The 25825-nt window shown below is 68.3% G+C and carries 32 protein-coding genes and 1 pseudogene; 10 read left to right on the forward strand and 23 right to left on the reverse strand.

Features of this window, described 5'->3' with window-relative positions; all coding sequences use genetic code 11:
* Positions 1-6: 6 nt before the first annotated feature.
* The 10 genes and pseudogenes from Psi02_RS33015 to Psi02_RS41190 form a co-directional block, all read right to left on the reverse strand.
* On the reverse strand, positions 7-591 hold the full coding sequence (locus tag Psi02_RS33015) for a GNAT family N-acetyltransferase (RefSeq protein WP_203979762.1): 585 nt from the start codon (positions 589-591) through the stop codon (positions 7-9).
* Positions 588-1349 carry an isocitrate lyase/PEP mutase family protein gene (locus tag Psi02_RS33020; RefSeq protein ID WP_203979763.1) on the reverse strand — a complete coding sequence of 254 codons (762 nt, stop codon included), beginning with the start codon at positions 1347-1349 and terminating at the stop codon, positions 588-590. The genes Psi02_RS33015 and Psi02_RS33020 overlap by 4 nt, the downstream gene beginning before the upstream one ends.
* 7 nt (positions 1350-1356) lie before the next feature.
* Positions 1357-2169, reverse strand: a complete 813-nt coding sequence (locus Psi02_RS33025; protein WP_203979764.1) for an SDR family NAD(P)-dependent oxidoreductase — start codon at positions 2167-2169, stop codon at positions 1357-1359.
* Between the two features lie 56 nt (positions 2170-2225).
* Positions 2226-2675 carry an SRPBCC family protein gene (locus tag Psi02_RS33030; protein ID WP_203979765.1) on the reverse strand — a complete coding sequence of 150 codons (450 nt, stop codon included), beginning with the start codon at positions 2673-2675 and terminating at the stop codon, positions 2226-2228.
* Positions 2676-2997: 322 nt separating this feature from the next.
* Entirely contained in the window at positions 2998-3462 is a 465-nt protein-coding gene (locus Psi02_RS33035) for an alpha/beta fold hydrolase (protein ID WP_203979766.1), read from the reverse strand.
* Positions 3459-4421, reverse strand: a pseudogene (locus tag Psi02_RS33040) (alpha/beta hydrolase). The gene Psi02_RS33035 and the pseudogene Psi02_RS33040 overlap by 4 nt, the downstream one beginning before the upstream one ends.
* A 173-nt stretch (positions 4422-4594) precedes the next feature.
* A complete protein-coding gene (locus Psi02_RS33045; RefSeq protein ID WP_203979767.1) occupies positions 4595-5665 on the reverse strand; it encodes a ferritin-like domain-containing protein in 1071 nt (356 codons plus the stop codon).
* An 80-nt stretch (positions 5666-5745) separates the two neighbouring features.
* Positions 5746-5976, reverse strand: coding sequence for a hypothetical protein (locus Psi02_RS33050; RefSeq protein ID WP_203979768.1), 231 nt, complete (start codon positions 5974-5976; stop codon positions 5746-5748).
* Positions 5977-6264: 288 nt separating this feature from the next.
* Complete coding sequence (locus Psi02_RS33055) at positions 6265-7020, reverse strand: SDR family oxidoreductase (RefSeq protein ID WP_203979769.1); 756 nt, start codon at positions 7018-7020, stop codon at positions 6265-6267.
* Positions 7017-7316 (reverse strand): FAD-binding protein, encoded by a 300-nt coding sequence (locus Psi02_RS41190; RefSeq protein ID WP_203979770.1) that lies wholly within the window; start codon positions 7314-7316, stop codon positions 7017-7019. The genes Psi02_RS33055 and Psi02_RS41190 overlap by 4 nt, the downstream gene beginning before the upstream one ends.
* Between Psi02_RS41190 and Psi02_RS33065 the strand changes: the two genes are divergently transcribed.
* Entirely contained in the window at positions 7255-7533 is a 279-nt protein-coding gene (locus Psi02_RS33065) for a hypothetical protein (RefSeq protein ID WP_203979838.1), read from the forward strand. The two genes, Psi02_RS41190 and Psi02_RS33065, sit on opposite strands and share 62 nt — an antisense overlap.
* Positions 7534-7599: 66 nt before the next feature.
* Here the strand turns inward: Psi02_RS33065 and Psi02_RS33070 are convergent, their stop codons facing one another.
* A complete protein-coding gene (locus Psi02_RS33070) occupies positions 7600-8115 on the reverse strand; it encodes a hypothetical protein (protein ID WP_203979771.1) in 516 nt (171 codons plus the stop codon).
* Positions 8116-8281: 166 nt separating this feature from the next.
* On the opposite strand from Psi02_RS33070, the gene Psi02_RS33075 reads away from it, so the two are divergent.
* The 3 genes from Psi02_RS33075 to Psi02_RS33085 all read left to right on the forward strand — a co-directional run bounded on the left by Psi02_RS33075 (position 8282) and on the right by Psi02_RS33085 (position 10805).
* On the forward strand, positions 8282-9616 hold the full coding sequence (locus tag Psi02_RS33075) for a sensor histidine kinase (protein ID WP_239095367.1): 1335 nt from the start codon (positions 8282-8284) through the stop codon (positions 9614-9616).
* Positions 9580-10233 (forward strand): response regulator transcription factor, encoded by a 654-nt coding sequence (locus Psi02_RS33080; protein WP_203979772.1) that lies wholly within the window; start codon positions 9580-9582, stop codon positions 10231-10233. The genes Psi02_RS33075 and Psi02_RS33080 overlap by 37 nt, the downstream gene beginning before the upstream one ends.
* A 146-nt stretch (positions 10234-10379) precedes the next feature.
* Positions 10380-10805 carry a VOC family protein gene (locus tag Psi02_RS33085; protein ID WP_203979835.1) on the forward strand — a complete coding sequence of 142 codons (426 nt, stop codon included), beginning with the start codon at positions 10380-10382 and terminating at the stop codon, positions 10803-10805.
* A 25-nt stretch (positions 10806-10830) separates the two neighbouring features.
* Here the strand turns inward: Psi02_RS33085 and Psi02_RS33090 are convergent, their stop codons facing one another.
* The 3 genes from Psi02_RS33090 to Psi02_RS33100 form a co-directional block, all read right to left on the reverse strand.
* Positions 10831-11067, reverse strand: a complete 237-nt coding sequence (locus tag Psi02_RS33090) for a hypothetical protein (RefSeq protein WP_203979773.1) — start codon at positions 11065-11067, stop codon at positions 10831-10833.
* Positions 11068-11229: 162 nt separating this feature from the next.
* Positions 11230-12402: a P-loop NTPase family protein gene (locus Psi02_RS33095; RefSeq protein WP_203979774.1), complete on the reverse strand. Its 1173-nt coding sequence runs from the start codon at positions 12400-12402 to the stop codon at positions 11230-11232.
* Between the two features lie 174 nt (positions 12403-12576).
* The gene (locus Psi02_RS33100) at positions 12577-14121 is read right to left on the reverse strand and encodes an ArnT family glycosyltransferase (protein WP_203979775.1); all 1545 of its coding nucleotides are present in this window, start codon (positions 14119-14121) and stop codon (positions 12577-12579) included.
* Between the two features lie 342 nt (positions 14122-14463).
* On the opposite strand from Psi02_RS33100, the gene Psi02_RS33105 reads away from it, so the two are divergent.
* From Psi02_RS33105 to Psi02_RS33120, 4 genes are all read left to right on the forward strand, one after another.
* Complete coding sequence (locus Psi02_RS33105; RefSeq protein ID WP_203979776.1) at positions 14464-15678, forward strand: sensor histidine kinase; 1215 nt, start codon at positions 14464-14466, stop codon at positions 15676-15678.
* A gap of 46 nt (positions 15679-15724) precedes the next feature.
* Positions 15725-16393: a response regulator gene (locus Psi02_RS33110; RefSeq protein WP_203979777.1), complete on the forward strand. Its 669-nt coding sequence runs from the start codon at positions 15725-15727 to the stop codon at positions 16391-16393.
* 123 nt (positions 16394-16516) lie between these two features.
* A complete protein-coding gene (locus tag Psi02_RS33115) occupies positions 16517-17398 on the forward strand; it encodes an aminoglycoside phosphotransferase family protein (protein ID WP_203979778.1) in 882 nt (293 codons plus the stop codon).
* A 57-nt stretch (positions 17399-17455) separates the two neighbouring features.
* The gene (locus Psi02_RS33120) at positions 17456-18307 is read left to right on the forward strand and encodes a maleylpyruvate isomerase family mycothiol-dependent enzyme (protein ID WP_239095369.1); all 852 of its coding nucleotides are present in this window, start codon (positions 17456-17458) and stop codon (positions 18305-18307) included.
* A gap of 116 nt (positions 18308-18423) precedes the next feature.
* On the opposite strand, the gene Psi02_RS33125 is transcribed toward Psi02_RS33120, so the two are convergent.
* Positions 18424-18792: an alpha/beta fold hydrolase gene (locus Psi02_RS33125; RefSeq protein ID WP_203979779.1), complete on the reverse strand. Its 369-nt coding sequence runs from the start codon at positions 18790-18792 to the stop codon at positions 18424-18426.
* A 102-nt stretch (positions 18793-18894) separates the two neighbouring features.
* Here Psi02_RS33125 and Psi02_RS33130 point away from each other — a divergent pair, with 102 nt between their 5' ends.
* Complete coding sequence (locus tag Psi02_RS33130) at positions 18895-19452, forward strand: aldehyde dehydrogenase family protein (RefSeq protein WP_203979780.1); 558 nt, start codon at positions 18895-18897, stop codon at positions 19450-19452.
* A 115-nt stretch (positions 19453-19567) separates the two neighbouring features.
* Positions 19568-19795 (forward strand): hypothetical protein, encoded by a 228-nt coding sequence (locus Psi02_RS33135; protein WP_203979781.1) that lies wholly within the window; start codon positions 19568-19570, stop codon positions 19793-19795.
* A 147-nt stretch (positions 19796-19942) separates the two neighbouring features.
* Here the strand turns inward: Psi02_RS33135 and Psi02_RS33140 are convergent, their stop codons facing one another.
* From Psi02_RS33140 to Psi02_RS33175, 8 genes are all read right to left on the reverse strand, one after another.
* Positions 19943-20704, reverse strand: a complete 762-nt coding sequence (locus Psi02_RS33140; protein ID WP_203979782.1) for a 2OG-Fe(II) oxygenase — start codon at positions 20702-20704, stop codon at positions 19943-19945.
* The gene (locus tag Psi02_RS33145) at positions 20701-20856 is read right to left on the reverse strand and encodes an MGMT family protein (RefSeq protein WP_203979783.1); all 156 of its coding nucleotides are present in this window, start codon (positions 20854-20856) and stop codon (positions 20701-20703) included. Before Psi02_RS33145 ends, Psi02_RS33140 begins: the two co-directional genes overlap by 4 nt.
* 127 nt (positions 20857-20983) lie before the next feature.
* Entirely contained in the window at positions 20984-21661 is a 678-nt protein-coding gene (locus Psi02_RS33150; protein ID WP_203979784.1) for a DNA-3-methyladenine glycosylase family protein, read from the reverse strand.
* A 73-nt stretch (positions 21662-21734) separates the two neighbouring features.
* Positions 21735-22256 (reverse strand): RidA family protein, encoded by a 522-nt coding sequence (locus Psi02_RS33155; protein ID WP_203979785.1) that lies wholly within the window; start codon positions 22254-22256, stop codon positions 21735-21737.
* Positions 22257-22286: 30 nt separating this feature from the next.
* On the reverse strand, positions 22287-23024 hold the full coding sequence (locus tag Psi02_RS33160; RefSeq protein WP_203979786.1) for a haloacid dehalogenase type II: 738 nt from the start codon (positions 23022-23024) through the stop codon (positions 22287-22289).
* Between the two features lie 57 nt (positions 23025-23081).
* Positions 23082-23711, reverse strand: coding sequence for a protoglobin domain-containing protein (locus Psi02_RS33165; protein WP_203979787.1), 630 nt, complete (start codon positions 23709-23711; stop codon positions 23082-23084).
* Between the two features lie 429 nt (positions 23712-24140).
* Positions 24141-25091: a CU044_5270 family protein gene (locus tag Psi02_RS33170; protein ID WP_203979788.1), complete on the reverse strand. Its 951-nt coding sequence runs from the start codon at positions 25089-25091 to the stop codon at positions 24141-24143.
* Positions 25091-25717, reverse strand: coding sequence for an RNA polymerase sigma factor (locus Psi02_RS33175; RefSeq protein ID WP_203979789.1), 627 nt, complete (start codon positions 25715-25717; stop codon positions 25091-25093). Before Psi02_RS33175 ends, Psi02_RS33170 begins: the two co-directional genes overlap by 1 nt.
* Positions 25718-25825 lie beyond the last annotated feature (108 nt).

Raw genomic sequence — 25825 nt, forward strand, 5'->3', positions numbered from 1 at the left:
GCTCGCTCATGGCACCTGCCGCCGCGGTTTCCGGTCGGCGGCGATGACCGACATGACGTGCGCGTCGACCCACTCGCCATCCATCAGCAGCGCCTGTCGACGGGTGCCCTCGTGCCGGAACCCGGCCTTCTCATACACACGTCGCGCACGAGGGTTGAAGTCGAACACCTCGAGCTCGACCCGGTTGAGCCCGACCACCTCGAAGGCGTAGTCGAGGACCAGGCGGGTGGCCTCGGTCCCATAGCCCCTTCCTCGGGCGGCAAGCCAGATCCGGTAGTTGCACCACCGGTTCGCCGAGTCGAGATCGTTGAGGACCGCCTCGCCGATGATCCGGCAGGTGCTGCGCTCGAGCACCACCCACACCATCCGGTCGCGCGCTGTGGACCAGGCCTGGTAGATCCGCTCGAGCTCGTCGGCTTCGTAGGCGGGGGCGGGTGCGGTTCTGCTGTTGACACTGCCGGTGAGGACCGCCACTTCGGGGTCGTCCAACTCCACGTTGAGAATGAGTGCGTCGCCGGCGCGTACCGGGCGGAGGTCGACGAGGTCTCCGTGGAGCGTCGGCTTGTGGGAGAAGTCGAGCTGGTCCGTCACTTCCGTGCCTCGAAGAGAGACTGGAGATCGGTGTGCAGGTGGTCGAGTGCGCTGCGGTACAGCTGGGGCCCCACGGAGACCCGGGCCACACCGATTGCGCGGAGCTCGTCCAGCGACCCGCCTTTCAGCGGAAGACCAGCGTTCACCGGCGCGCCGACCTCGGCGACGACGGCCCGGAGGTCGTCCGGCCCGGCTCCGGGAGGGAACACACAATCGGCGCCGGCCGACCAGTACGCCTCAGCCCTGCTGATCGCATCGGCACGCTTCTGCTCCTCGGCCAGAGGCGAGGTGGGGAAGAAAGAGTCGATCCGGGCATTGATGACCAGCGGCACCCCGATACGGTCGGCGGCTGCGCGCATCCGCGCGATGTAGGTGGCGCGGACATCGACGTCGATCAGGCCGCCGTTGGCGTGATCACTGTCCTCGATGTTGCAGCCGACGGCTCCGATCCCATTCAGCAGTTCGACCAGCTCCTCCGGCGCCATCCGGTAGCCGGCCTCGGCATCGACGGTGACCGGCACGTCGACAGAGGCTGCGATGCGTCGGGCGACGAACATCATCTCCTTGCTCGGGGCGCCCTCACCGTCGTCGTAGCCCAGAGCGGCGGCGATCGCGTTGCTCGCGGTCGCGACCACCGGGAAGCCCGCGTCGACGACGGCGCGGGCGCTGCCCACGTCCCAGGCATTGGGCAGCACCAGCGGAGCGCCCGGGATGTGCAGGGAACGAAGCAGCTTGGCCTTGTCGGCCTGATCAGACATGGCGGCCTCAGTCGACAAGTGCGCCGGCGGACAGATTGGCGATTGTCCCGGTCATGGCTCCAGCTCGATCCGAAGCCAGGAACGCGGCCGTCTCTGCGATTTCAGAGAGCGTAGGCAGCCTCTTGAGAAGCGTCCCCTGGACCATCCCCCCGCCTTCGAGCATTTCCTGGACCGACTGCCCGGCCGCTGCCGCGGTTTGCTTGAAGAGGTCCGTGGTGTAGGAGCCCGCCGCCGGCGCGTCGACGACGGCGTGTGGACGGATGCAGATCACCCGGATGTTGCCGGGTGCCAGCTCCGCGGCCAGAACCCGCGAGAAGGCCTCCTTGCCGGCCGCGCTCACGCTGTGCCCCAAGATGCCGCCCACAGCCAGTTTGGAACCCGGCTCGGACAAAGTCAGGATGACGCCAGGACGCTCGCGACCCATGTGCCGTGCCACAGCCTTGCTGGTGATGAACAACGTCCGCAGAAAGCCATCAATCGGCCGCATGAACTCCTCCAGCGAGAGGTCCGCCAGCAAAGTCCCCTGGTCGTGCATGACACTCACGGCGTTGAGGGCGATGTCGATGCCGCCGGTCTTCGCCGCGATCGCATCGGCGTGCTCTTCGACCGCCTGTTGATCGAGAACGTCAACCTGTGCGGTCTCGACCGTTCCGCCCGTGGCGGCGATATCACGCGCCACGGCGTCGAGCTTCGCCTGCGTCCGCCCGGCGATGAAGACCCTCGCACCTTCCCGGGCGAATACCCGTGCGATTGCGCCGCCGATCGCGCCCCCGCCTCCATAGATCACAGCGTTCTTGTCGCCAAGCAGCAACCCGCTCATATGTGTCCTCCAAAGGTGATTGATTCGTCCGAATGATTCGTCGTCGACGGCGACGCTCATCGCGCCACCACGGAAGTGGCGTAGCCCTGCAGTCGGGGCAGGAACATGTCCCAGCCGCGTTCGTGGTCGTGGAAGGCATCCTCGAGCACAGCGGCTTCCCAGCCCTTCTCTCGCCAGCCGCTCTCAGTCAGGCGCACAATCGTGCCGTCACCGCAGGGCTCGAGCTCGAAGGTGACCAGGAGAGAGTTGTCTGCACCGGGCAGCCGACCATCGGGAGCGATCCAGCGGAACGCGAACCTGCGGGGCGGATCCACGTCGACCACCGTGATCGGTTCGACCCCCGCGTGGTCGCCCCACACCAGTTCGCCGACCGCGCCTGGCGCGGGCTCAAACGACGCGTCGTCGGACCACCACATCTTGATGTGCTCAGGACGACTCACCACATCGAACACGATCTCCGGTGCCGCGTCGACGCGGATCTCGCGCTCCAACTTTCCGAACTCCACCACAGCCCCCCAATAAGCAACCATCGGTTGCGTGTGACTCTAACGGTCACACCGGCGACCCGCAACCTCATGTTGCGTAATGACCGTGAGTCGACCCGAGGGGACGCTTGACCAGGCGACGGCGGCCTTGGGTGCGGGAGTGACGGCCGTGCCGAGGTACGGATCGCTCATGCACGACTGCGTTGGAGCAAGTCATCCATCGATGGCACTCGGACGGCGATCCATCACGCGGTCTCGCCGTAGCGTGGGGCCTAGCGTGTGTCGTCCGTCGTGGTCGGGCAGCTTTCTCATTCGTCGCGTGCCCGACCACGCCCGGCTTCGGTCAGTCGTGTACGTGGCCGACGGCGTCGAAGACGGCGGCGGCCACCGCCTCGGGCTGAGACGCCCCGACGGCGTGGGAGGCACCCGCGAGCTCACGAGTTCCCCGCGAGCCGGCGCGTTCGGCCATGAACCTCAGCGCCGCGGCCGGAATGTTGAGATCGCGATCACCATGAACGAACCACGACGGCTTGGCACGCCAACCCGGCTCGCCCACCGTCAGCCCATCAGTCAGCGCCCGCTCGGTCACGCCCCCATAGGAATGGCCGACCAGAACAACTGGCCGGCCCAGCCCGGCGATCACGTCACGCACGTAGGCCGCGTCACCCTCCACACTCCGCAACGGGTTCGCCACCGCGACCGCCGACAGCCCACGGCCGTGCAAACGCTGGATGACACGATTCCAACTCGCCGACTCAGCGAACGCACCATGGACCAGGACGACAACGGGCTGTTCGGTAATGGTCATGAATTCACCTTTCCAGAGGTCAGAGCAGTCTTAAGTACCTCGATGGCCTGCGCGATCGCGGCGCCTGCCGCCGCGGTCGAGCGGACGGGATTGAGCATCATGAAGTCATGCAGCGTGCCGTTGTAGTGGACGCTGATGGTAGGCACCCCCGCCGCGATCAGCTTGCGGGCGTAAGCCTCACCCTCGTCGCGCAACACGTCGTTCTCGTCCACAACGACGAACGCCGGCGGCAGGTCTTCGAGATCGGCAAGGGTGGCGCGTAGCGGTGAGGCGGTGATCTCGGCACGCTGGGCGGGGTCAATGGTGTAGGCGTCCCAGAACCAGGCCATGGCGTTTGCGGTCAGGTAGGGGCCGTCGGCGAACTCGCGGTAGCTGTCGGTGTTCTGTGCGGCGTCGGTGACCGGGTAGTACAGCGACTAATGCACGAAGGTCACGTCGCCTCGCCGCTTGGCCAGGATGGTCAGCGCGGCGGTCATGTTGCCGCCGACCGAGTCGCCGGCCACCGCCAGCCGGGAGGCGTCCAGCCCTTCCTTCGCGCCGTGCCGCGTGATCCATTGCGCGGTGGCGTACGCCTGCTCGATCGCCACCGGGTAACGGGCCTCGGGCGAACGGTCATACTCCACGAACACCACTGCGGCCTGGGCGCCGACGGCCAGCTCGCGCACCAGCCGGTCGTGCGTGCCGGCGTTCCCCAGCACCCATCCGCCCCCATGGACGTAAAGGACGACGGGCAGCGTCCCGGCCGCTCCGGCGGGCTTGACGATGCGCACCCGCACGTCGCCGACCTCGGCCGCAACCGTGATCCACTTCTCCGCGACGTCGAGCTTGTCGATCGGTGCGGCCTGCAGGTCGTCCAGGACCTTGCGGGCGCCGTCGGTGCCAAGCTCGTACAGGAAGGGCGGCTTCGACGTCGCCTTCGCCAGCTCCTGGGCGGACGGCTCAAGGATGTGTCTGCTCATGATGTGCCTTCTCTGCTCGTGATTCTTGATGGTCGGCCAGTGCGCCCCGGCCCGGTACTGCTCGCGCGAGTCGAGCTCCCGGCGGATCCCGCGTTCACGCCGTGGGGGAACACCGCCGGACACGACGTACGGGCGTTCCGGAGCACGACGATCCGCCACCGGTCGCCGACGCTCTACCGGCGCAGGTCGGGGGCGACGTATTCGAAGGTCGGCCCGGCCGCGGTGCCGTCCTCGTCCGGCATCCGCATCAGGGCCTGGGCTTGGGCCTTGAGCGCGTACATGGTGCCGGTGGCGACGGCGAGCAGCTTCGGGCTGCCGTTGAACGCCTGTTCCAGCAGGTGAAGGAGGCCGCAGTAAGTGTGGTTGAACTCTTCCTGAGCCGTGCGGATCGCACTGCCCACGGCATGATCGGCCAGCCTCGGGTTGCGTCTCATCGGACGGACGCCGGCGAGATCCACGCAGATCGCCTCGCCGGTGGGGCCGGACTGAGGCGTGTCGCCGCGCCGGTACCGCCGGCCCACCTTGAGCTCCTGGAACCGGTAGAAGTGCCCCACCTCATCCCGATCAGGATGGAAGACGTCCTGGTCGCCGTCCCAGACCTCGCCGCGGGCCGTACCCTCGCCCTGCTCGACGATCTCCTCCAACGCCGCCAGCGCCGACGCCAGATCCGTGACCGCGATCAACCGCCCCGCGGTGTGCCGGAAGTGACCGGCGTCCACCTGGCGAACCGGATCACCGCTGAAGACCTCCCGCTCCCCGAGCCGGTCGCACAGATGGCGTAATCCCTGTTCGATCGCGTCGTAGAACTGCCCGATCGTCTCGTAGTCCTCGCCCTCCGCCGCAGCACCAGGCGGCGCCGGCCGCTCGATCCGCAAGAACATCTCCAGCGCTTCCCCGCCGAAGGGAAGCAGCGACAACTCCAAAGACCGATCGCCATGCGGCAGCCGCCGCGGATGCGACGGCAACATCCCCGGCATGTCCAGCCGCGGGCGGCCCCCGACGGCGTTCAACAGGTTCGCCGCCAACGTCAGATGCAACATCTCCTCGACGAAGACGCCGCCCACCACATCCACGGCTTCCGGATTCCGCTCCGGGTCCAGCGAATACAACGCACATAAGTAAGGCGGCAACGTCGCATGTTCCAACTCGATCGCCCACTGCAGATGCTCACGAAGGCCGTCGAGCGTGTCGATCCGCACCGACGAACCCGGAACGGCCGACCCTTGCTGCTCTATGTGATTCATATGGTGTCTTTCCTCCGGTGTCTTGCCTCGGCTGTCTGAAGGGGTGGATTTCACCGGCGCCGGGCGGGTGCCGGGGCTCGTCACACGCGCGGATCATCTGGCCGGTGGTCGCCCTCCAGCGCCTCGACGGCGCCGAGTAGGCCACGCAGGCCGACCTCCTCGCGCTCGACGTCCGTCGGATCGAACTGCCAGTCGGTGACAGGCAGGTTCATGACCTCCTCCGCACGGCTCGACTCGACCAGGGTCACCTCCTCTTCGACCTCGATCTCGAGCTCGTACAGAAATCCGTCTTCGCCGCTCGTGGCGTTCATCGTTCCTCCATGCATGGCTGGGATGTGTGTTCGGGGGGCCGGCTGAAGGCGTGGATCGCCCGCAGGCAGATCTGCCCGGAGACGAACAGGCGGGCGAAGCGCCCGCCCTGGCGAGTCGCCAGGGCGGAGGCGGGACCGGCCCGATGGCGGGCCGCGATGTAGTCCGAACAGCCGCGCGGCGGCCCCGCATGCGGTCGGCATCGGTTCCAGCAGGATCGGCCGGGCTCCTGTTGTCCGCCGGTCGCCTCTTGCGGTCATGCCGTGGGCATGGAGCCACCTGTCGCTGATCTACTTTCCGGTGGCGGTCCGGTCGAGCCAGTCGCGGTATCGGATCTGGCCGAGGGTGGCGCCGTCACCGGGCACCAGCGTGCGCTCGCCCGGCACGCTGCCGAAGTAGCGCGCCTGCGGGTCGGTGACCACCTCACGCGGGTCGCCCCAGGCGGCCAGGGCCGTACGGAAGAACTCGTCCATCCGGAACTGCTCGGGCCCGGCCACCTCCACCCTGCCGTTCAGCGGCGTCCCGACTGCGACCCGGCCGACCGCCTGAGCGACGTCCTCGCCCGCCATGGGCTGGAAGAGCACGGGCGCGATCCGCACCTTGTCGCCGTCCGTGGCCTCGTCCGCGATGCCGCGGACGAACTCGAAGAACTGAGTCGCGTGCACGAGCGAGAACGGGATCGACGAATTCTCGATCAGCTTCTCCTGAACGATCTTCGCCGCGAAGTAGCCGTTCTCCGGCATCTTCTCCGTGCCCACAACCGACACCGCGACGTGGTGACCGACACCCGCCGCCGCCTCCGCCGCGAGCAGATTACGCGTGGAGGTCTCGAAGAACTGCAGCACCGCGGCCCGCTCGAACGACGGAGAGTTCGACACGTCGACCACCACCTGCGCGCCCGCCAGCACCTCGGCCAGCCCTTCGCCGGTGAGGGTGTTGACCCCGGTGCTCGGCGCCGCCGCCACCGCTTCGTGGCCGTGCTCCCCCAGCTTTGTCACGAGCTTCGACCCGATGAGGCCGGTCCCGCCAATTACCACGATCTTCATGATGAGCCTTCTTGTCCGCCGGGGCACTTGATCGCCGCCGGTCGCCAGTTAAGACAGGACAACCCTCCGGCATGTGACAGCTCCAGCGAAAAATTCTGGAGCGCACGCCGCCCGGGTCGACTCGTGGCCGGTCCAGCCCCTGCTGGAAGGCGCTGCCAGCCGATGACGGGCAGGATTCCGCCCTCCCCCCGTAGCGCTTTGGAAGCAAGGGTGCCCGCCGCGTTCTCGGGTGCGATGAGACCCGACGGGTGGAACTGCACCAGCTCGGCGTCGCGGATGTGGCAGCCTGCGAGCACGGCCAGCCGGGACGAGTCCCCCGTGTTCTCGTCCCGCCGAGAGGAGGTGCGCCGCCAAGTTGGCGGCGATCACGCCTACCATGCGACCCGCGCCGACCTGCTGCGCCGGCTGGGCCGCAGTCAGAAGTCGCGCGCGGCGTACGGCAAAGCCATCGAGCTTGCAGGCAACACCGCCGAGACCGCCTACCTGACACGCCGCCGCGACCAGCTGGGGTAGTGCCGGTCGCAGCCGGTTGCAGCCGCTTCGGCGTGGGCGAGGCCGACGCGGTACGGCCGGCTCGGCTCAGCGCTTCTTCTTCCCCGGGGCCTTGACGATCCGGGCACGGACCTGCGGGCGGGTGACGCTCCAGGCGACGCCCAGCAGCAGCAGTCCCTGCACGGCCTGCTCCACGCGGGCCCACATCGGGTACGGGCCGGGCAGCAGCACCAGGGCGGCGATGCCGATCGGACCGACCACCGACACCCACAGCATGCGCATCCACGCCGAGCGGGCGCCGTCACGCATCCTGGCAGCCCAGCGCAGCGACAGCAGCGCCAGCAGCAGCACGCCGGCCGCCCGGATCCACACCACGGGGTCGAGACCCTCGCGGAAGAGGAACGCCAGACCGAGAAAGCCCACGCTGAGGCCGACGTTGGCCCGGAGCAGCGTGAAGGTCCATCGCGTCGGGGCATCGACGGCGGCAGGGGCAGGAGTGGGAATCGGAACCGGGACAGGATTGGCGAAGACGTCGGACCCGGCGGCGGGACCAGCGGTGACGGAGGCGGGAACGGTAGCGGGGGCGGTGTGCTGAGCGGTCATCGTCCTGAACCTTTCGCAGTGTGTTGCGGTGATGTGGATGACGCTACGGATCAAGCACTGGCTGCCGGTATCCCGTTAGCCACCGTCCCGGGTGGGGCTGGACCCACTTGATCGCGGGGCCCAGGTGGGTACGCTCACCTCAGCGGGGGACGGCACACTTGGGGCTGTGGTGAACATCTGGGCGCCGGCCCGCGCGCACGGCGTGGCACTGACCCGCGGCCTGCTGCTCACCGGTCTGAAACCGGTGGCGACCGTGCTGGCCCTGCTCCCGGTTCTCGTCGTCGCCGACGGCTACGCCGGCGTGGTGTCCCTGACGCTGCTGATGATGTTCGTCCTCGGCCGCCGACTCGCCGGGCTGAGTCGTAAGCTGGCCGGTCGCTGGGGCGGCGTCGAGATCCCGGCCCCCTACCTGCCCCGCCCGGCGCTCAAGCAGGCCGAGCACGGGTGGTACTGGACCGGGTACGACTACCATCGCTCGCGCTGGGCGGCCAAGGCCTCGCTCTACACGAACTGGTTCTTCCGCGACCCCGCGAGCTGGCGCGACATGCTCTGGCTGCTGGTCGATCCGGTGGTCGGCGGCGTGTTGGCGCTGGCGCCCGCCGCGCTGGTCGCCTACGGGCTGGCGAGCGCGGTGCTGGCGTGGCTCCCCTGGAATGGCGCCGACCTGCCGGAGTTGGCGAGATACGGCGTCATCCACGGCGGCTCCACCACCACGGCTCTGCTCGCCACGCTGGCCGGAGCGGCCATCCTGCTCCTCGGGGTCGCCGCGGCGCCCTCGGCCGTGCGCGCGCACGCGCGCTGGACCCGGGCGCTGCTGGCCCCCACCAGACAGGCGTGGCTCGCCCGCCGCGTCGAGCGCCTCACCGAGACCCGCACCGACGCGATCAACGCGCAGGCCGCCGAGCTGCGCCGAATCGAGCGCGACCTGCACGACGGCGCCCAGGCCAGGCTGGTGGCGATCGGCATGACGCTCGGTGCGGCCGAGCAGTTGCTGCGGACCGACCCCCCAGCCGTCGCCCCGCTCCTCGCGGAGGCCCGCGAAAGCTCGGCCGCCGCGCTGCGTGAGCTGCGCGACCTGGTGCACGGAATCTACCCGCCGGTACTGGCCGAACGCGGCCTCGGCGACGCGCTGCGCCTGATGGCCCTGGAGAACCCGCTGGACGTCACCGTCCAGGCCGATCTGTCCGGCAGACCGGAGCCGCCGCTCGAGTCCGCCGCCTATTTCGCGGTGTCCGAGGCGCTCACCAACGTAGTCCGGCACGCCTGCGCACGTCACGCGCAGGTGGAGATACGGCACGACGGCGAGTTGCTGCGCATCGTCGTGCGCGACGACGGCCAGGGCGGCGCCGACCCTTCGCGCGGCTCGGGCCTGCGGGGGCTGCAGCGCAGGCTCGGTGTCTTCGACGGTAACGTGATCGTGGACAGCCCCCGTGGTGGTCCGACCGAACTGACGATGGAGATCCCGTGCGCGTTGTCCTCGCCGAGGACCTCTACCTCCTGAGAGACGGGCTGTCCCGGCTCCTCCAGGCCCACGGTCTCGAGGTCGTCGCGGCCGTGGAGAGCGGCCCCGAACTCGCCGACGCCCTGGCCGAGCACCACCCCGACGTGGCCGTGGTCGACGTGCGGCTGCCGCCCACCTTCACCGACGAGGGCCTGCGAGTCGCGCTGGAGGCCCGCCGGGAGATGCCCGGCCTCCCCGTGCTGGTGCTCTCGCAGTACGTCCAGCAGCTCTACGCCCGCGAATTACTCGCCGACGGCACCGGCGGCGTCGGCTACCTGCTCAAAGACCGTGTCTTCAACGCCGAGCAGTTCGTCGACGCGGTACGGCGGGTCGCCGCCGGGGGCACCGCCATGGACCCCGAGGTGATCTCGCAACTGCTGGCCGGCACCGGGCGCGAGAGCACGCTGAGCCGCCTGAACCCGCGCGAGCTCGACGTGCTCGCCCTGATGGCCGAGGGCTATTCCAATGCCATCATCGCCCAGCGCCTCTTCCTCAGCGAGGGCTCGGTCAGCAAATACACCACCACGATCTTCGCCAAGCTCGACCTCGCGGCCTCGAACGACATCAACCGACGCGTGCTGGCCGTCCTCGCCTACCTCAACGGCATCGGACCCTGACCCGCCGTCGAGCGCTGACACGTCAAGAGGTTCTCGAAGAAGATGTCGCAGAGGATGTCGAGAACGGCCTGGCAGCTCCGTCTCAGGGGTGGATGCGGCCACCGGGTCGCACCACACCAAGGAGACCCAGCGTGACGATCCAGCGGATGGACAACGTCCTCATCGTTGTCGACGACCTCGACCGTGTCATTTCGTTCTTCGTCGAACTCGGCATGGAGCTGGAGGGCAAGTCGCCGGTCGAGGGACGTTGGGTGGAGCGTGTCATCGGGATCGACGACGTCCGGCAGGACATCGCAATGCTCCGGACCCCGGACGGCCACGGCCGAATCGAGCTGGCGATGTTCCACACGCCGAAGACGGTCAGCGCCGAGCCGAAGGACGCACCGGCGAACACGCTGGGCATTCGTCGCATCATGTTCGCCGTCGACGACATCGAGGACGTCGTTGCCCGCCTGCGCACCCACGGCGGCGAACTCGTCGGCGAACTGGCGCAGTACGAGGACAGCTATCGGCTCTGCTACGTCCGCGGCCCCGAGGGCATCATCGTCGGCCTGGCCGAACAGCTCAGCTGAGGGCCGCGCGCAGCCCCGGGCCGGCTCAGGTGCCCGGGCGCCGGGGAGCTGTCGGGACGGGCGGGTGTACAACGGGCAGGCCCGAGGTGCGCCAGGACTGGAATCCACCCGGGATCTCGCCGTCGGCGGCCCGCTGGAACTCCGGTCGCGTGTCGACGAGCAGAGCCCCCCGCCGTACCGCGTGATAGGCCTGAACGGCGGTCAAGCGCTGCAGCCCCCGCCGCGCCCGGGCGAGCACGTGATCTATTCCCCCCGACTCCATTCGTCGATCATGACCCGAGATGGCCACGTCAAACGTCCCGGTGACGTTGACGGAGTACCGAAGGGGTCGCGTTTCGCAAGAGTCTCGCCGATGGGTAGACCGGCGGTGTGTCGCTTGAATTCGCTGTCCAGTGGCGGCTGACCCTGCTCTGGAGGACTGCGTTCAGGAGAAGAGATTCGGCCAGTTGCCGCCGCGAGCCCGTACGTCCGCGGCCACCTCCTTCACCGACCGACCGTCGGTGTCAACACGCAGATCACCTGTCCCGGCGCTGTCGAGCGCCCTGGCCTCGAACGCCGCTCGTTCGGCGATACGGTGCAGGGTGTCCGAGTTCAGCCCTTTCAGCCCATCACCCGGGAGGGCCGGCCCGCCTCCCCGGCCACGCTGCGCGACGCGCTCGGCCAGCGTTTCCGGCCCCGCATGCAAGCGGCACACGGTCAAGGCCGTTCCGGGCAGCAACTCGGCGTAGCCGCGGACGATGTCGTCGGAGCCGGCCTCCCCGGAGACGACCAGGCATTGGGCACCCGCCGCGCGGTGCCCTGCCCAGACGGCCGCAAGGTTGCGGGCCTTGAGGCGATGGCTGTCCACGTCGTCGTCCGCGACGGGACGCAGCGCACCGATCTGCTTCACATCGACATAGGCGGCACGCACGCCGGTCCGGTAGACCTGCATGAAGATCTCGTAGCCGACCGTCGACTTCCCAACCGCCGTAGCACCGCACAGCCACAGCACGGGTACCGGCACGGAAACGGGTGCGGCATCCACCGAGGTCGGGGGGTTCTCCCGGTCAACGACACGGTGGACCGTCGCGGCGGGGAGGATGCCCGGCCATCCCCCCACACGCTCACAGACCAGCCGGGCAGTCTCGGACACCGCTAAGCCGCCCGTATCCACGCACACGTCGGCGTAGTCACTGCGTTCCAGCGTTTCCGCTTCAACGACCGCCTCCTCTACCAGATCAGGACGCCATCCCCGCGCGAGGAACCGTTCCTTGAGTTCAGCACTGTCGACGCGCAGTCGGCACACGGTGAACGTGGCCTCAGGAAGAAGGGCGGTGTACTCACGAACCTCCTCGGGAGTGTCGACGAAGCCCGCGAGGACCAGACACTGCACCCCTTCCTGCAGGAAATTCGGCCACATCGCAGCCAGATTCCGCGCGCGGAGGCGATGCGTCACCCCCTCTGGCATGGGGTAGCACAGGCTGATCTGGTCAGCGTCGACAAACGCCGTCTTGACGCCGGCACGACTCAGCTGCGCGAACACCTCCCAGCCAACCGTGGACTTCCCGACACCCGTAGGCCCCGACAGCCAGAGCAGAGGCAGAGAAACGTTGCTCATCCGCGTGACGCTAGCGGGCCCCCGGTGGAACGAGCGAGTGCATTTCGCCGCCGTCAGGGGGTGGGTGAGGCTCCGAACAGGACAGACACGGGGGCTCCCCCCCTCAAAGGGCGACCGGTACGACGGTGACGGTGGCCGTGCATATAGACGAGCGCACCGTCGCGGCAGCGGGCGCTAATAATGCCGCAATCCAGACCACAGCGCCGACCAGGGCTTGGCCGTGCCGGAGCACAGTGCGATCTGAGCATTCTGCTCCTCGTTGTCCACGCCCTCCCCGTTGTCCACGCGGCCCACCTGCCGGCAGCCGGTGAAGAACTGCTCGCTGGCGTCGTCGCCCTGCAGGCCCACCACCAGCACCGGCCCGTCGGCCGCGTCAGAGGGTGGCCCCCAGTCGGCGTAGCTCATATGGCCGGAGTAGGGCATCGGCAGGTTGTACCGGGGGCCGTACCGGACCAACGCGCTCGCCTCGCCGTAGTTGGCGGTGAAGATCACGGCTCGGGAGCGCTGCTCGGCGGGGATGGCGGCCCACTGGGCCGCTACCGCAGAGGTGAGTTCGGGCCACCCGACCTGCTCACCCTGCTCCTTGTTGATCGCGTTCACCACCGACAGCGCGTTCGGCGGCAGTACCGGAAGCGAGAACAGACCGCTCACCATGATTGTGACGGCACCGGCGGCGACAACCGTCCATACGCGTCGCCGGTCTCGCATCCATCTGGCCACCGGTTCACAGCCGGCCGCCAGCAACACCAAAAGGAGCGGAAGCGCGTAGTACGGCTTGCCGCCGGCCAGGAGCACCAAGGCACAGAGAAGCGGATAGGCCAGCGCCATCGCACGCGCCCATCGCAGTTCGGGATCGCGCCACAGACGCAGGAACCCCGCGATCCAGATCGGCACGAACAATGGGGACAGGTACACGATCTGCATGGGGAGGAACAACAAGCGGTTCTCAAGCCCATCGTCGGCACTGATCCCACTTGCGACGGTGAACTCCGGCCACCCGTGCGCGGCCTGCCACCACAGGTTGGGCCCGGCCACTACGGCTGCGATGACCACCCCGACTCCCAGCCACCGGCTGCGCAGCACCTGGCGCGGTCCCAGTGCCAGCTGAGCCACGAGCAGGGCTGCCACCAGAATGCCGACCAGATACTTGTTCTCCAGGGCGAGGCCGACGGCCGCGCCCATCGCGACCCAGAGGCGACCGTCGCCGGTGCGCAGCAGCCGCAACGCCAGCCATGCGATCACCACCCACGCCAGCATGTCGAACGTCGACGTGGACACCATGTGACCGACCGCCAAGACGAATACCGACGTCGCCGCGGAGAACGCGGCGATCACCTGCGCTCGCCGCCCCCCGCGCAATTCCCTGGCCACCAGGGCCACCACCAGCACCGTCACCGCGCAGGCGAGCGTCGAGGCGACCCGCAGCCCGGCCGGGGTGTCCCCGAAGACCGCGGTGGTCGCCCTGGCCACGATCGGGGTCAGCGGGGGCTGGTCCACGTATCCCCAGGCGGGATGATCTCCGGCGACCAGGAAGTACAGTTCGTCGCGGTGGAAGCCGTAACGCCAGGAGAGCGCAGTCAGCACCCCGGCCAATGCGGACACGATCGCCACCACCGGAACGTAGGCGAACGCCGCCACCGGGACTGTGGCGAACTTCGCCGGGCCTGTGGCGGGCACTGAGGCGCCGGCAGGCGGCGGGCCCAGGTCGGAATTGATCAACTTGAGGACCTCCGAGGGGATGCCGGGCCGGCGCGACCGCCGTCGTGGCCCGGGAGTTCATAGGTCATCGGCGGGATGCCGACACGAGGAAGGTAGACGGTGGGCCACGGCTGCCGGATCCCCTGCGCTCGCCAACTCTGGCCTCCCCCGTCGGGGGGAGTCACCCGGCCGGGCTCACTCCTGAGAGGGAGGCGGTCCACAGGCGCCTACCCCCCGATCTGCCGCCGCCATACCGGTGTCTGTGGAGACGGACGTGGAACGGCCGGCGCCGAGCGACGAACGCCCGAGGATCCCTCTTGCTGGGGAGGCATTGCTGAGGGCACGGGCCGCATACTTGATCGCATGCAGACGCGTCAGCTCCTCAGCGTCGTGGCGTGGATCAGGGCCCGCCCGCTGATCGCCGACGCGCTGCTCGGCGTGCTGCTCGCCGTCGTCTCGCTCATCGCGCTCGTCTTCCAGTCGCGCGATGAGCACATGCCTGCTCCGGGGCCGCTCGCGGTGGCGTTCGTCCTACTCATCAACCTGCCGCTGGCCTGGCGGCGGGCTTACCCCCTCGGGGTCAACCTGGCCATCGGGGCGGCGGCCGCCGCCTACGGGGCCACGGCGTTGCCGGACCTGGTGACGCCCGTTCCGCTCGCCGGCGTGGTCGCCATTTACAGCATCGCCGCGTGGTGCGGGAGGCGGGTCTCCATGGTCGTGGGCGTGCTGACCGCGATCAGTATCGTGGTCATCACCGTGCTTCCCGCGACCGACAGCGACTTCCTCGACTTCACGTTCGGCGCGCTGCTGCTCGGCAGCGCGTGGGTGCTGGGCGACAGTGGGCGCATCCGCCGTGTGCGCACCGCCGACCTCGAGGCGAGAGCGATCTGGCTGGCGCGGGAGCGTGACTTCGAGGCAAGGCGCGCAGTGACCGCCGAGCGAGCCCGCATCGCCCGGGAACTGCACGACGTGGTAGCCCACCACGTCAGCATGATGGTGGTCCAGGCCGAAGCGGGGCCGGTTGCGGCGGAGCACGACGTGCGAGGGGCGCTACGGGCGTTCGACACGATCGCGGAAACGGGCAGGCGGGCACTGGTCGAGATGCGCCGCCTGCTCAGCGTGCTGCGCGAGGAGACGGACGGACCCGAGCCGGCCCTCGTGCCGCAGCCGGGTGTGGCGGAGCTGCCCGGTCTCGTCGAGCAGGTACGGCAGGCCGGTCTGCCGGCGACGCTCGACATCGAGGGCGAGCCCGTCCCGCTGTACGCCGGAGTCGACCTGTCGGCGTACCGAATCGTGCAGGAGGCGCTCACCAACGCGGTCAAGCACGCGGGCAAGGTACCGGTTCGCGTCCATCTCCGTTACGGCCGGCAGGAGCTGCGCATCGAGGTGCGCGACGACGGGCACGCCGCAGGGCCGGAGCGCGGTGGCGGAGACGACGGCGGACCGAACGGCGGGAACGGCCTGATCGGCATGCGGGAGAGGGCGCACCTGTTCGGTGGCGAACTGACCGCGGGGCCGGATCCCGAAGGAGGCTTCACCGTCATGGCCCGGCTGCCACTCGGCAGCACCAGAGGGTGATCATCATTTCTTACCGTGGCGGATGAGCACCGGGGGCAGACGCGAAGTGAGCATCAGGATTATGGTCGCCGACGACCACGGGATCGTCAGGGACGGCTTCCGCATGATCCTTGGGGCCCAGCCGGACATGGAGGTGGTCGGGGAGGCCGCCGACGGGTTGGAGGCGGTCGAGGCCGCCCGCAGGCTGCGCCCCGACGTGGTTCTGATGGACATCCGCATGCCTCGGATGGACGGCTTGGAGGCCACCCGTAGGCTCGCCGGCCCCGACGTGGCCGATCCCGTCAAGGTGCTGATGCTGACCACGTTCGACCTCGACGACTACGTCTATGAGGCACTACGTGCGGGCGCCAGCGGCTTCCTGCTCAAGGACGTGCGCCGCGACGACCTGGTGGGCGCCGTACGGGTCGTCGCCTCCGGGGAGGCCCTGCTCGCCCCCTCGATCACCAAGCGGCTGATCGCTGAGTTCGCCGCCCGCCCACGCCCGTCGAAGAAGGCCCCGCCGGCTGTCGAGACCCTTACGGGGAGAGAGCGCCAGGTGCTCGAACTGCTGGCGAGAGGCCATTCCAACGCCGAAATCGCCGCCCGGCTGGTGGTCTCAGAGGAAACGGTGAAGACCCATGTGAGCCACGTCCTGGCGAAGCTGTTCCTGCGCGACCGCGTGCACGCGGTGATCCTGGCCTACGAGATCGGCGTGATCACCCCGGGCTCCGGGTGAGACTCTTCCGCGCGACGCCCGGCATGGTGTCCCGGACAACGCCGGGCCTGCCCGGCGATGTAACCGATCAATGGCAGCTCCGGCCATTCAGTCGGTTAGGGTCGCGGGGTGGGTCCTCACCGCATGCCTGCCGCCGAGGTCGACGTCTCCCCCGGTCTGGTTCGCCGGCTCTTGGCCGCCCAGCAACCCGACCTTGCTCACCTGCCTGTCGAAGTGATGGCGAACGGGTGGGACAACGTCATGTGCCGGATCGGCGACGTGCTGGTCGCCCGGCTGCCGAGACGTGAGGTGGCCGCCAGGTTGCTCGTGCACGAACAGCGGTGGCTCCCCGTTCTTGAGCCTCGGCTGCCTCTGCCCGTACCCGCGCCGGTGCGGAACGGGCAACCGGACCTCGACTACCCGTGGCCGTGGAGCATCGTCCCGTTCCTGCCCGGGGAGATTGCCGCGCGGAAGCCGCCGGCCGACCTGCGAGACGCAGCGGTCAGCCTTGCCGGGTTTCTGGCGGCCTTGCACACTCCCGCCGCACCGGACGCCCCCATGAACCCCTACCGCGGTGTCCCGCTCGCGGACCGCGGCGCGACGGTCACCCAGAACCTGAGCGTATTGGGCAGCCTGGTCGACCACGGGGCCGTGATGCGCGTATGGGAGGCCGCGGCCGCAGCACCGACGTGGGGCAGGCCCCCGTCGTGGGTGCACGGCGACCTTCACCCCGCCAACATCCTGGTGCACCACGGCCGCATCAGCGGTGTGATCGACTTCGGTGACATCACCTCCGGCGACCCTGCCACGGACTTGTCCGTGGCCTGGATGCTCCTGCCCACCGAATGCCACGATGCTTTCCAGAACGCCTATCGGGCGGCGGCCGAGTATGTGCCCGACGACCACATCTGGGCACGAGCGCGAGGCTGGGCGCTCGCGCTGTCGCTCGCGTTTCTGGCCCATTCCGCTGACAACCCGCTGATAGCGGAAATAGGCCACCACACCATCAATGCCGTGCTCGCATAGGCAGCGCGGCCGAATATCGGATGGCAGGCCGGGCCCGCAGGCTGTCAGGCTCCGCACATGAGTCCCCAGACCAACGGCGTGTCCGACACCTCCTGGCTCGGCACACCGATCGACGCCCGCCCCCTGTTCGGGCCGGAGCTGACCTCGCTCCTGGACCTGCTGCGCGCACTGTCAGCGGCCGAATGGAATCAGACGGCCGTACCAGGCTGGAGCGTGCAGAACCTTGCCGCACACATCCTCGGCGACTACCGCGGCCGACTCGGCTGGAGCACAGACGGATTTCGGCCCGCCTTCGCACCCGGCGAGACCCTGGAAACGTTCATCCATCGCGTCAACCAGGACTGGATCGACCTCCACACCGGCCACAGCCCGGCCGAGCTCATCGACGCCCTAGAACTGGCAGGTGACCAGGTCAACCGTCGATTCGAGTCCACCGACCTCGGTACGGCGGGCCTGGGAGTGTCCTGGGCAGGGGCAGACCCGGCACCCACATGGCTGGACATCGCACGGGAGTTCACCGAGTACTGGACGCACCGCCAGCAGATCCGCCATGCCACCGGCCGCCGCACGGATCCGGACCCTCGGGCCCTCGCCACGGTCCTGGACACCTTCATGCGGGCCCTGCCCCACACGATGCGCGGCACCTCCGCAGCCGTCGGGACGCAGGTGCAGGTGGCCATCAGCGGTCCGGTCGGCGGCATCTGGAACGTGACGGCGATGAAGGGCCGATGGTCACTGGCCGCGGCGCCCAACGGGCAGCCGGCGGCATCGGTGACGCTGGACTCGGAGACGGCCTGGCGCTTGTGCACGCGTGGCATCGAGCCCAGTACCGCCCTGACACGCGCGCGCATCCGGGGGGATCGTCAGCTTGCCGAAGCCGTCTGCCAGATCGTGTCCATCGTCTACTGAAACCGGGCGTCGAAACGCAGCCGCCGTGGATCGTGTTCGACGAGTTGGGGGCACGCGCCGACCGCCGTTGCCCGTCGTACGGCACTGGGCCGACCATCCCGGCCGCTCCGTTCTGGTCAGGCGCGTAGCGGGCGGAAGAACTCGCGGATCTCGGTGACCAGCTCATGCGGCCGCTCCAACGCCGCGAAATGGCCGCCTCGGTCGAACTCGGTGAACCGGGTCAGGCGGTAGCAGCGCCGTACCCATTCCTCGGGCGGCGTGAAGTTGTCCTTCGCGAAGGAGGCGAACCCGGTCGGCGTGCCGACGTACCCGGGCACAAACCTGCCGAGCATGCCCTCGGTGTGCATGGTCTCGTAGTACAGGCGAGTGGAGGTGGCGATGGAGTTGGTCAGCCAGTAGAGGGTGATGTCGGTGAGCAGTTCGTCCTTGCTGAAGACCGACTCGACGTCGCCGCCGCAGTCGCTCCATGCCCGGAACTTCTCCACGATCCACGCGGCCAGCCCGGCGGGCGAATCGGACAGTCCCGCAGCGAGCGTGGATGGCCGGGTGCCCTGGATTTGGGCGTACCCGCCCTCCTCGGAGAAGAAGTGCTCGGCCTGGGCACGGAGATGCTGGCCGCCTTGAAGGAGCGCTTTGCCGCGATCAAGGTGGGTGACCCGAAGGACGAGGCCACTCTGGTCGGCCCCCTGTCCAGTGAACGCGCCCTGGAGGGACTGCTTCGGCTGATCGAGGACGCTGAGGCCGCGGGTGCTCGAATCGTCCACGGCGGCAACCGCGTCGACCGCCCCGGGTTCTATCTAGAACCGACGATCATCACGGACATCGGCGAGGACAACCCGCTCTATCAGGAAGAAGCCTTCGGACCAGTGCTGTCCTTCTACGTCGTGAACACCGAGGAAGAAGCGATTCAGCTGGCCAACGCCACGAGGTTCGGCCTGGGCGGCTACGTCTTCGATGCCGACGTCGAGCATGCCCAACAGGTGGCGACCCGGATCGAGGCCGGCATGGTGTACATCAATTCCTGCTTCGCCGACTCGCCGAGCCTGCCCTTCGGAGGGGTCAAGAACTCCGGATTCGGACGTGAACTGTCAGAACTGGGCATCGGCGAATTCCTCAACCGCAAACTGGTGACGGTCGCGCCGTAGCGCGAAGACGCCCGTATCCTCCGGCACGTCGAGGACCAGATCGATGCGGCCAAGCCCGCTGGCGCGCGAGGTCCGCAACCGCCCACTGGGCGGATCACGAACGTACGCTGAGGGCATGCGTAAGGTCGTTGGGGTTCTTGGCTTCATCCTGGGCGCCTACCTGATCGTCCGCGCCATCGCAGAACCGTTCGTCATCGACATGTCCGACCCGGCAACATACCGAAACGACTGGGGCGGTCCCAGCCTCGCAGGGGTCGTCGCAGTGCACAGTGGACCCGGCCTCATAGCAGCCGCGTTGATGATTTGGGCACTGATGCGCCGTCGATCGCGCCTCTCGCGGTAGGACGGGCGCGGACCGTCGCCTCTATGAGAGCGCGGCGCCCGGCATGCTCGGCGGTTACCGCCGGAACAAGGCCGGGCCGTTTATCAGCGTGTACATCTTGCCCTTCTTCATCACGCTGATCCTTTCTGGCTCGTGTGCGGATGTGGGTCATGTGGCGTCGTGGAAGACGAGGCCGAGGGTGTGCCGGCGACCGGTGCGGACGGTGGAGACGCCATGGCGTACCGGTGCGGCGGACCAGCCTCGTGCGGACGGCACGGGCCTGTCTCGGGTGGTGAAGATCAGGCCGTGGCCCTGAGGGATGAGTACCGCCGTTCCGCGGGATTGCGCCCGAGGGCGCTGTTCGACGAGCAGGAACTCACCGCCGGTGTGGTCTTCGGCCGGGGCGTTCAAATTGACGACGACCTGGAGAGGGAAGACCTTCTCGCCGAAGATGTCGCGGTGGAGCGCGTTCCAGCCGCCAGCCTCGTAGCGCAGCAGGATCGGAGACGGTCTGCCCTGGCCGGCGCTGTGGCAGATCTCCAGCCATTCAGCCAGGGTGTCGGGCCATTCGGCGTCGCGGCCGAGCTTGCCGTACCAGTCGCGGGCGATGGGCAGCAACCGCACATACAGTTCTTCGCGGAGTCGCTGGACGGCCTCGGGGAAGGGGCGGTCGAAGTAGCGGTACTCCCCCTCGCCGAACCGGTGCCGTCGCATGCTGACCGTGGAGCGGAACAGTTCCGGCTGGTCGTACAGTCCCGCCAGGTCGGAGCATTCGGCGGGCGTGAGCAGTTGAGGCAGCAGCGCGCATCCGTATTCGCCGACCTCGCCGGTGACCGCGTCCCAGTCCGCGGCGGCGACCCGCTCGGCGAACCTGTCCCTTGCGGCGGTGTTCCGTCCCGCTGTGCGCGACGTGGCGGTGATGGCGTTCATGGTGTCGCCTCCAACGTGAGAAGGGCGTGTTCGGCATGGTTGCCGCCGGCGTACCCGCCGAGGCTGCCGTCGGACCGTACGACTCGGTGGCAGGGCACGACGGGCAGCACCATGGGGCCGTAGACGGTCACGATCGGCTCGAAAGGCGGCATGGTCACATCCTGAAAACGCCCGGCGCGCCGAAAACGTGAGATCACCTTCAGAACAGCCGCGCATCTTCCCGTTTCGGCGGGCTCGGCGGCAGGGGCGGCAGGCTCCTCCAGGTTCGGCAGGAACCGCTTACGCTCCAACTTCCCGGCTCAGGGCGCGGGCTTTGGGGTCGGACAGTTCGTCTGCGGGTCGCAGCGATCTCCATAGCAGCGCGGCCGCATACGTCCGATAGGGCGCCCACGTGGTCGCCATCTTCCGCGCCTCCTCCACGGTCGGCAGATCCTCGCGCTGCCACGCCTTGCCGATGGCGCGGCGGATGCCGACGTCACCGGCGGGCAGGACGTCGCTGCGGTGGAGTTGGTGGATCAGGAACGTCTGTGCCGACCACAATCCGATACCTTTCACCGCGGTCAGCGCGGCTATCGCCGCACTGTCGTCCAGGTCGGCCATGTCCTCGATGTCGATGAGGCCGCTCACCTGCCGGTGCGCGAGGTCAAGGACGTATGCCGCCTTCGCCCGAGACAGGCCGCACTCGCGCAACCGTTCGGCTCCCAACGCGATGATGCCGCCGGGTGTGGGGATGCCGCCGACCGCGGCCGCGATCCGGTCGAAAACGACGAACGCAACGACGGCGGAGATCTGCTGGCCGACGATGTGCAGCGTCATCGCCGCGAAATTGCTCGATCCGGTACGGCCGCCGTCGTGCCATTCGAAAGGGTTGGGATGACCGTACTCTTCGGCCAGGCGTGCGAGGACCGGATCACGATCGGCAAGAAATCGGTATTGGCGCTCATAATCGCTGGTCATGATGGTTCCCCTCAGGTGGCCCGCCTCCGATCGCCTGGCCCGACAGGCGCGGGCCGCGGCCTGCGCAAGAAGGTCAGACGGCGGCGACGCAGTCGATTTCTATGTCGAAGGGGCCGGGCCATGCGGGAACGCACACGAAGATCCGCGCGGGTGGATCGCTGGGGAAGTATCGGCCGTATACGGCGTTTACCGCGGCGAACTTCTCGACGGATGTGCAGTACACGTTGCATTTGAGGACGTTCTCCAAGGACGAGCCCGCCGTCTCCAGACAGAGTTTCATCTGCTCCAGGACGAGCTCGGCCTGGCGCTCGATCGAGGCTCCCTCTATTACGTCACCGGTGTCGGGGTCGAAGGGCGGGAATCCCGAGACATAGATGGTGTCGCCGCTTCGAGTGGCGGCCGAGGTCGGCGCTTTCCATCGCTCCAGGTAGCTCGACAACGGCTCGACGCGGATCATCTGTCTGTTCATCGTCGTACTCCCGTCAGTGAGTATGCGCGGATCTGTTGAGACACCGGCGGGCTCCGCCCGGCTCTCGCCGATTTCGGCTTCCCGCAGCGCCCGGCGCGAGACGGAGCCGTCTCCGGCGACGGGCACGTGATCCCGGCGCATCCGTGCGTGCGTGGCCTACGAGCGCCATCGCTGGATGAGCTGGTCGGCCAGGCCGGGCAGGTCCGGTGCGACGATGTTGGGCTGAGGCAGCGAGGCGACGGGCAGAGGCGCGTTGCCCGGCCGGGTGACCAGGCCCGCGGTGTAGCCGGCGCTTTGGGCGCCCACGGTGTCCCAGACATGGCAGGCGACCATGAAGCATGTGGACGGCGGCACCGCCAGTTCCTGGGCGACCAGATGGTAGACGTGCGTGTCGGGCTTGTAGGCGCGGACGGTCTCGACGGTGAACTGCCGCTCGAAGAACGGCGCGAGGCCCGCGTGCTCCAGCGGGCTCTGCCCGCCGGGGTTGCCCGGCGAGTTGGTCAGCGTGACCAGGCGGAAGCCCGCGTCTCTGAGCTTGGTCAGACCCGGCTCGACGTCGGGATGGGCGGGCATGGTCAGCATGGCCTGCCCGATCTCCTCCACGTCGTCGTCGGAGACCTGGACGCCGTGGACGTCGCCGACCATCTTGAGCAGCCCCTGGCCCAGAGTGAAGTAGCCCTCCCAGAGGCCGGACAGGGTGATCGTCATCGAGTACATGATGAGCTGGCTGAGCCACTCGCGCATGACCCGGGCGTCGCCGAAGATCTTCTCGAAGAGCGGGTCCATCGACTCGAAGTCGATGAGGGTCTCGTTCACGTCGAAGACGAGAACGCGGGGCTCGCCACCGATCCACTCGCCGTCGGCGCCGGCGGGCGTGGCCAGGTTGTGGTTCATCGTTGTCATCCCCCTGTTCGGTTCCGATGGTTTGCGCGGTTTGCCCGAGCCCGGCGGTCACCAGTCGGCGGTGTCCACGTAGGGCCGGGTCCAGACCGTGACGTGCAGCATGACCGACTTGGTGAAGGCCGCGTGCATGCGGTCGACCTGCTCGGGCGAGGCGCCCTTGGCGGCCAGGTACTCACGCGCCGTGGCGATCACGACGGCGGTGAAGGCCAGCAGGTAGCGCATCGGAATGTGGTCGAGCGAGTCGGCGTGGTCGGTGGCGTTCTTCTTGGCCCGGGTGTGACGCAGCCCGATCTCCTGCTGGTAGTTCAACCAGGCCTGATCCAGCGGGCGGGTACAGGCGTCGATGATGAACCGGTCGAAACGTGGCTTGGACGCCGCGCCGTACTCGGGGTTGGACCTGCCGTCGGGATGGCCGGAGTAGGGGCGCATGAACGGCAGCTCGCCGAGCCGTCGGCGGTAGGCGGTCACCATGTCGTCGGCCTGATCGGCGAGGATGCCGGCGGCATCCTCGAGAGCTCGTTGATCCTCTTCGGTGAGCCCCACCACTTCCTTGAGCCGTTCCAGGTCCTGCATGGTCAACGGCGAGGCGGCGGCCTCGGCCGTGCCGTAGGTGTAACCGGGAATGGCCTCGGCGTGCTCGGTGACCAGTTTGGGTGTGGGCGTGTGCTCAGTCTTCACAAGAGCCCCCTTCGTACGACATCGCAAATCGGGCCCTGGAAAATCGCAGTGCGCGCGGCTCCGGCGTCCTGCGACGCGCCTTCGATCTGCGGAGACTTGTCCATCCAATAGGGCCGAGATGTCTCTGACCTGGGCCGCAAGCCCCATTGAGATCCGGCTTCTCCCCTGGCCTACCCATTCGGTAGGTGCTACACCTCGACCGTACGCGCACGATGCTTCGACGGCGCTCGAACAATGATGGACTTGACCTGGCCGAATGATTGTGGCGAGGAGCCGCGGTCACCGGATCTTCGCGTTATCAGATCCGCTGGAACTGCCTGGAGACGCTCGGCGTTCCCTCACCCCGGGCACCGCGAAGCGGGTCGAACGGCGTGCGTGCCGTCCGGTGCAGGCACCGGACGGCACGCTTACGCGGTAGAAGAGCTCGACTCAGGAGGGGCGCTGGCCCGGCTTCGCGACGATGCCCACGGCGGTACGCAGCCGCTCGTACTCCACGGTCCCCTTCTTCACAAAGACCGGCGGCCCGCCGTCCGACTCGAATGTCTGGTCCTTGATCGTGATAATCCGGTCCCCCAGGAAGGCATAGGTCTTCGGGTCGAGTAGCACTTCCTGGTGCATCGCGTCCATTTCCAGCCCCAGAGCGATCGCCGGTCGGCCGGCCGCGTCGACCCTGCCCGTGATCAAGGTCACGTTAGGGATCTTCTTGATGGCCTGGAAGATCGCCGCTTCCTGCTTGGGCGGCACGACATTGAAGGCCAAGATGTTGACCAGACTGTCATAAGCCATCTCATAGCCACCCGTCCGCACGCCGAGCTTCTGCAGCAGCGCGTCGGGGTCTGTGGGTAGAGGAGCGTAAGAGAACGGGCGCTGCGGCCTCACTAGCTCGGGTCCGACATAGACCTTGCCGTTCGTGATGCCGGCGCCCTGCTTGCCGTCGGCCCGCTCCCATCTCTCCTCGACCACGGTCTTGTAGGGCCCGCCGTCGACCCCTCCTTTGGCGTTCACACCGGTCGTTTCCGACATCTTCGTGTAGATCCACTGATGGCTCTGTAGCGGGGTGAAGGGCCGTTGCTCGGCGGCCGCGGAGGCCCGGTCCAGTACGTTCGCCGCCAAGGCGACCGACCCGATCCGACCAGGCTCCCGGTTCCCACCGGAGGTCTGTACGACGGTCACCCCGGCCGCCACGACCGCTGCCAGCGCGCCGACGGCGAGGAGTCCCACGCCCGCCCTGAGCATCCGGAACCGGCGGCGGGGCCGTACCGGCTCCGGGGTACGGCCCGCGGCCCTGGTCAGCAGAGCCGCCCGAGCCTCCATCCGTGCAGTGTGCGAAGGCGTCTTGGGCTCGCCCCAAACCTCGCGCAGAGTCGTCAAGTCATCCATCAGGCGTCCTCTCCGATTGTCGTGGGGTCGATGCCGCCCAGCGCGGCGCGTATCTTCTTGCGGGCTCGATGCAGGCGTGATCGGGCCGTCCCCGAAGGGATGTCCAGAGCCCGCGCGGCCTCCTCCCCGGTCAGCCCGGCCCATGCGACGAGCAGCAGCACGTCCCGGTCACCCTGGGAAATCGCGGCCAGCGCCGCCGCGAGCCGCCCCCGGTTCGACTCGGCGACGACGCGCCCCACGATCCGGTCCGCGGGCCCGTCGACGGCGCCGGGCGGGCCGACCCGGGTCAGGGCCCGGTAGTGGCGGGTCTCGGCTCGGTGGTGACGGGAGATGAGGTTGGAGGCGATCCCGTACAACCACGGCCTGGCCGTTGAATGCGCCGTGTCAAAACGGCCTCTTCTGTCGAAGGCGATCAAAAAGGTCTCCGCCGCCACGTCGTCGGCCATGCTCGGCCCGAGCCGCCGCTCGACGTATCCGTAAATCTCGGCGTAGTAACGATCGAAGATATCGGCGAACCGCTCCGGTTCTCGCCCCGAAAGCCCGATGATCTCGGCATCGGTCGGCCCGGCACTTACATCGCCGAGCTCTCCTGCCACCTCCGCCGTCTGTGCCTCCGCTCGTCTCATGGGTTCCTTCCTCGGGTGGGTGGTCACTCCCCCTTCGCCGATGCGCCGGGAAGTGTTCGCAGGAGACGCTGCACGAGAGCGGGCCGAGTCGAAGATAGCGATCTTCTA

It is taken from the genome of Planotetraspora silvatica, assembly GCF_016863315.1.
GTDB lineage: Bacteria > Actinomycetota > Actinomycetes > Streptosporangiales > Streptosporangiaceae > Planotetraspora > Planotetraspora silvatica.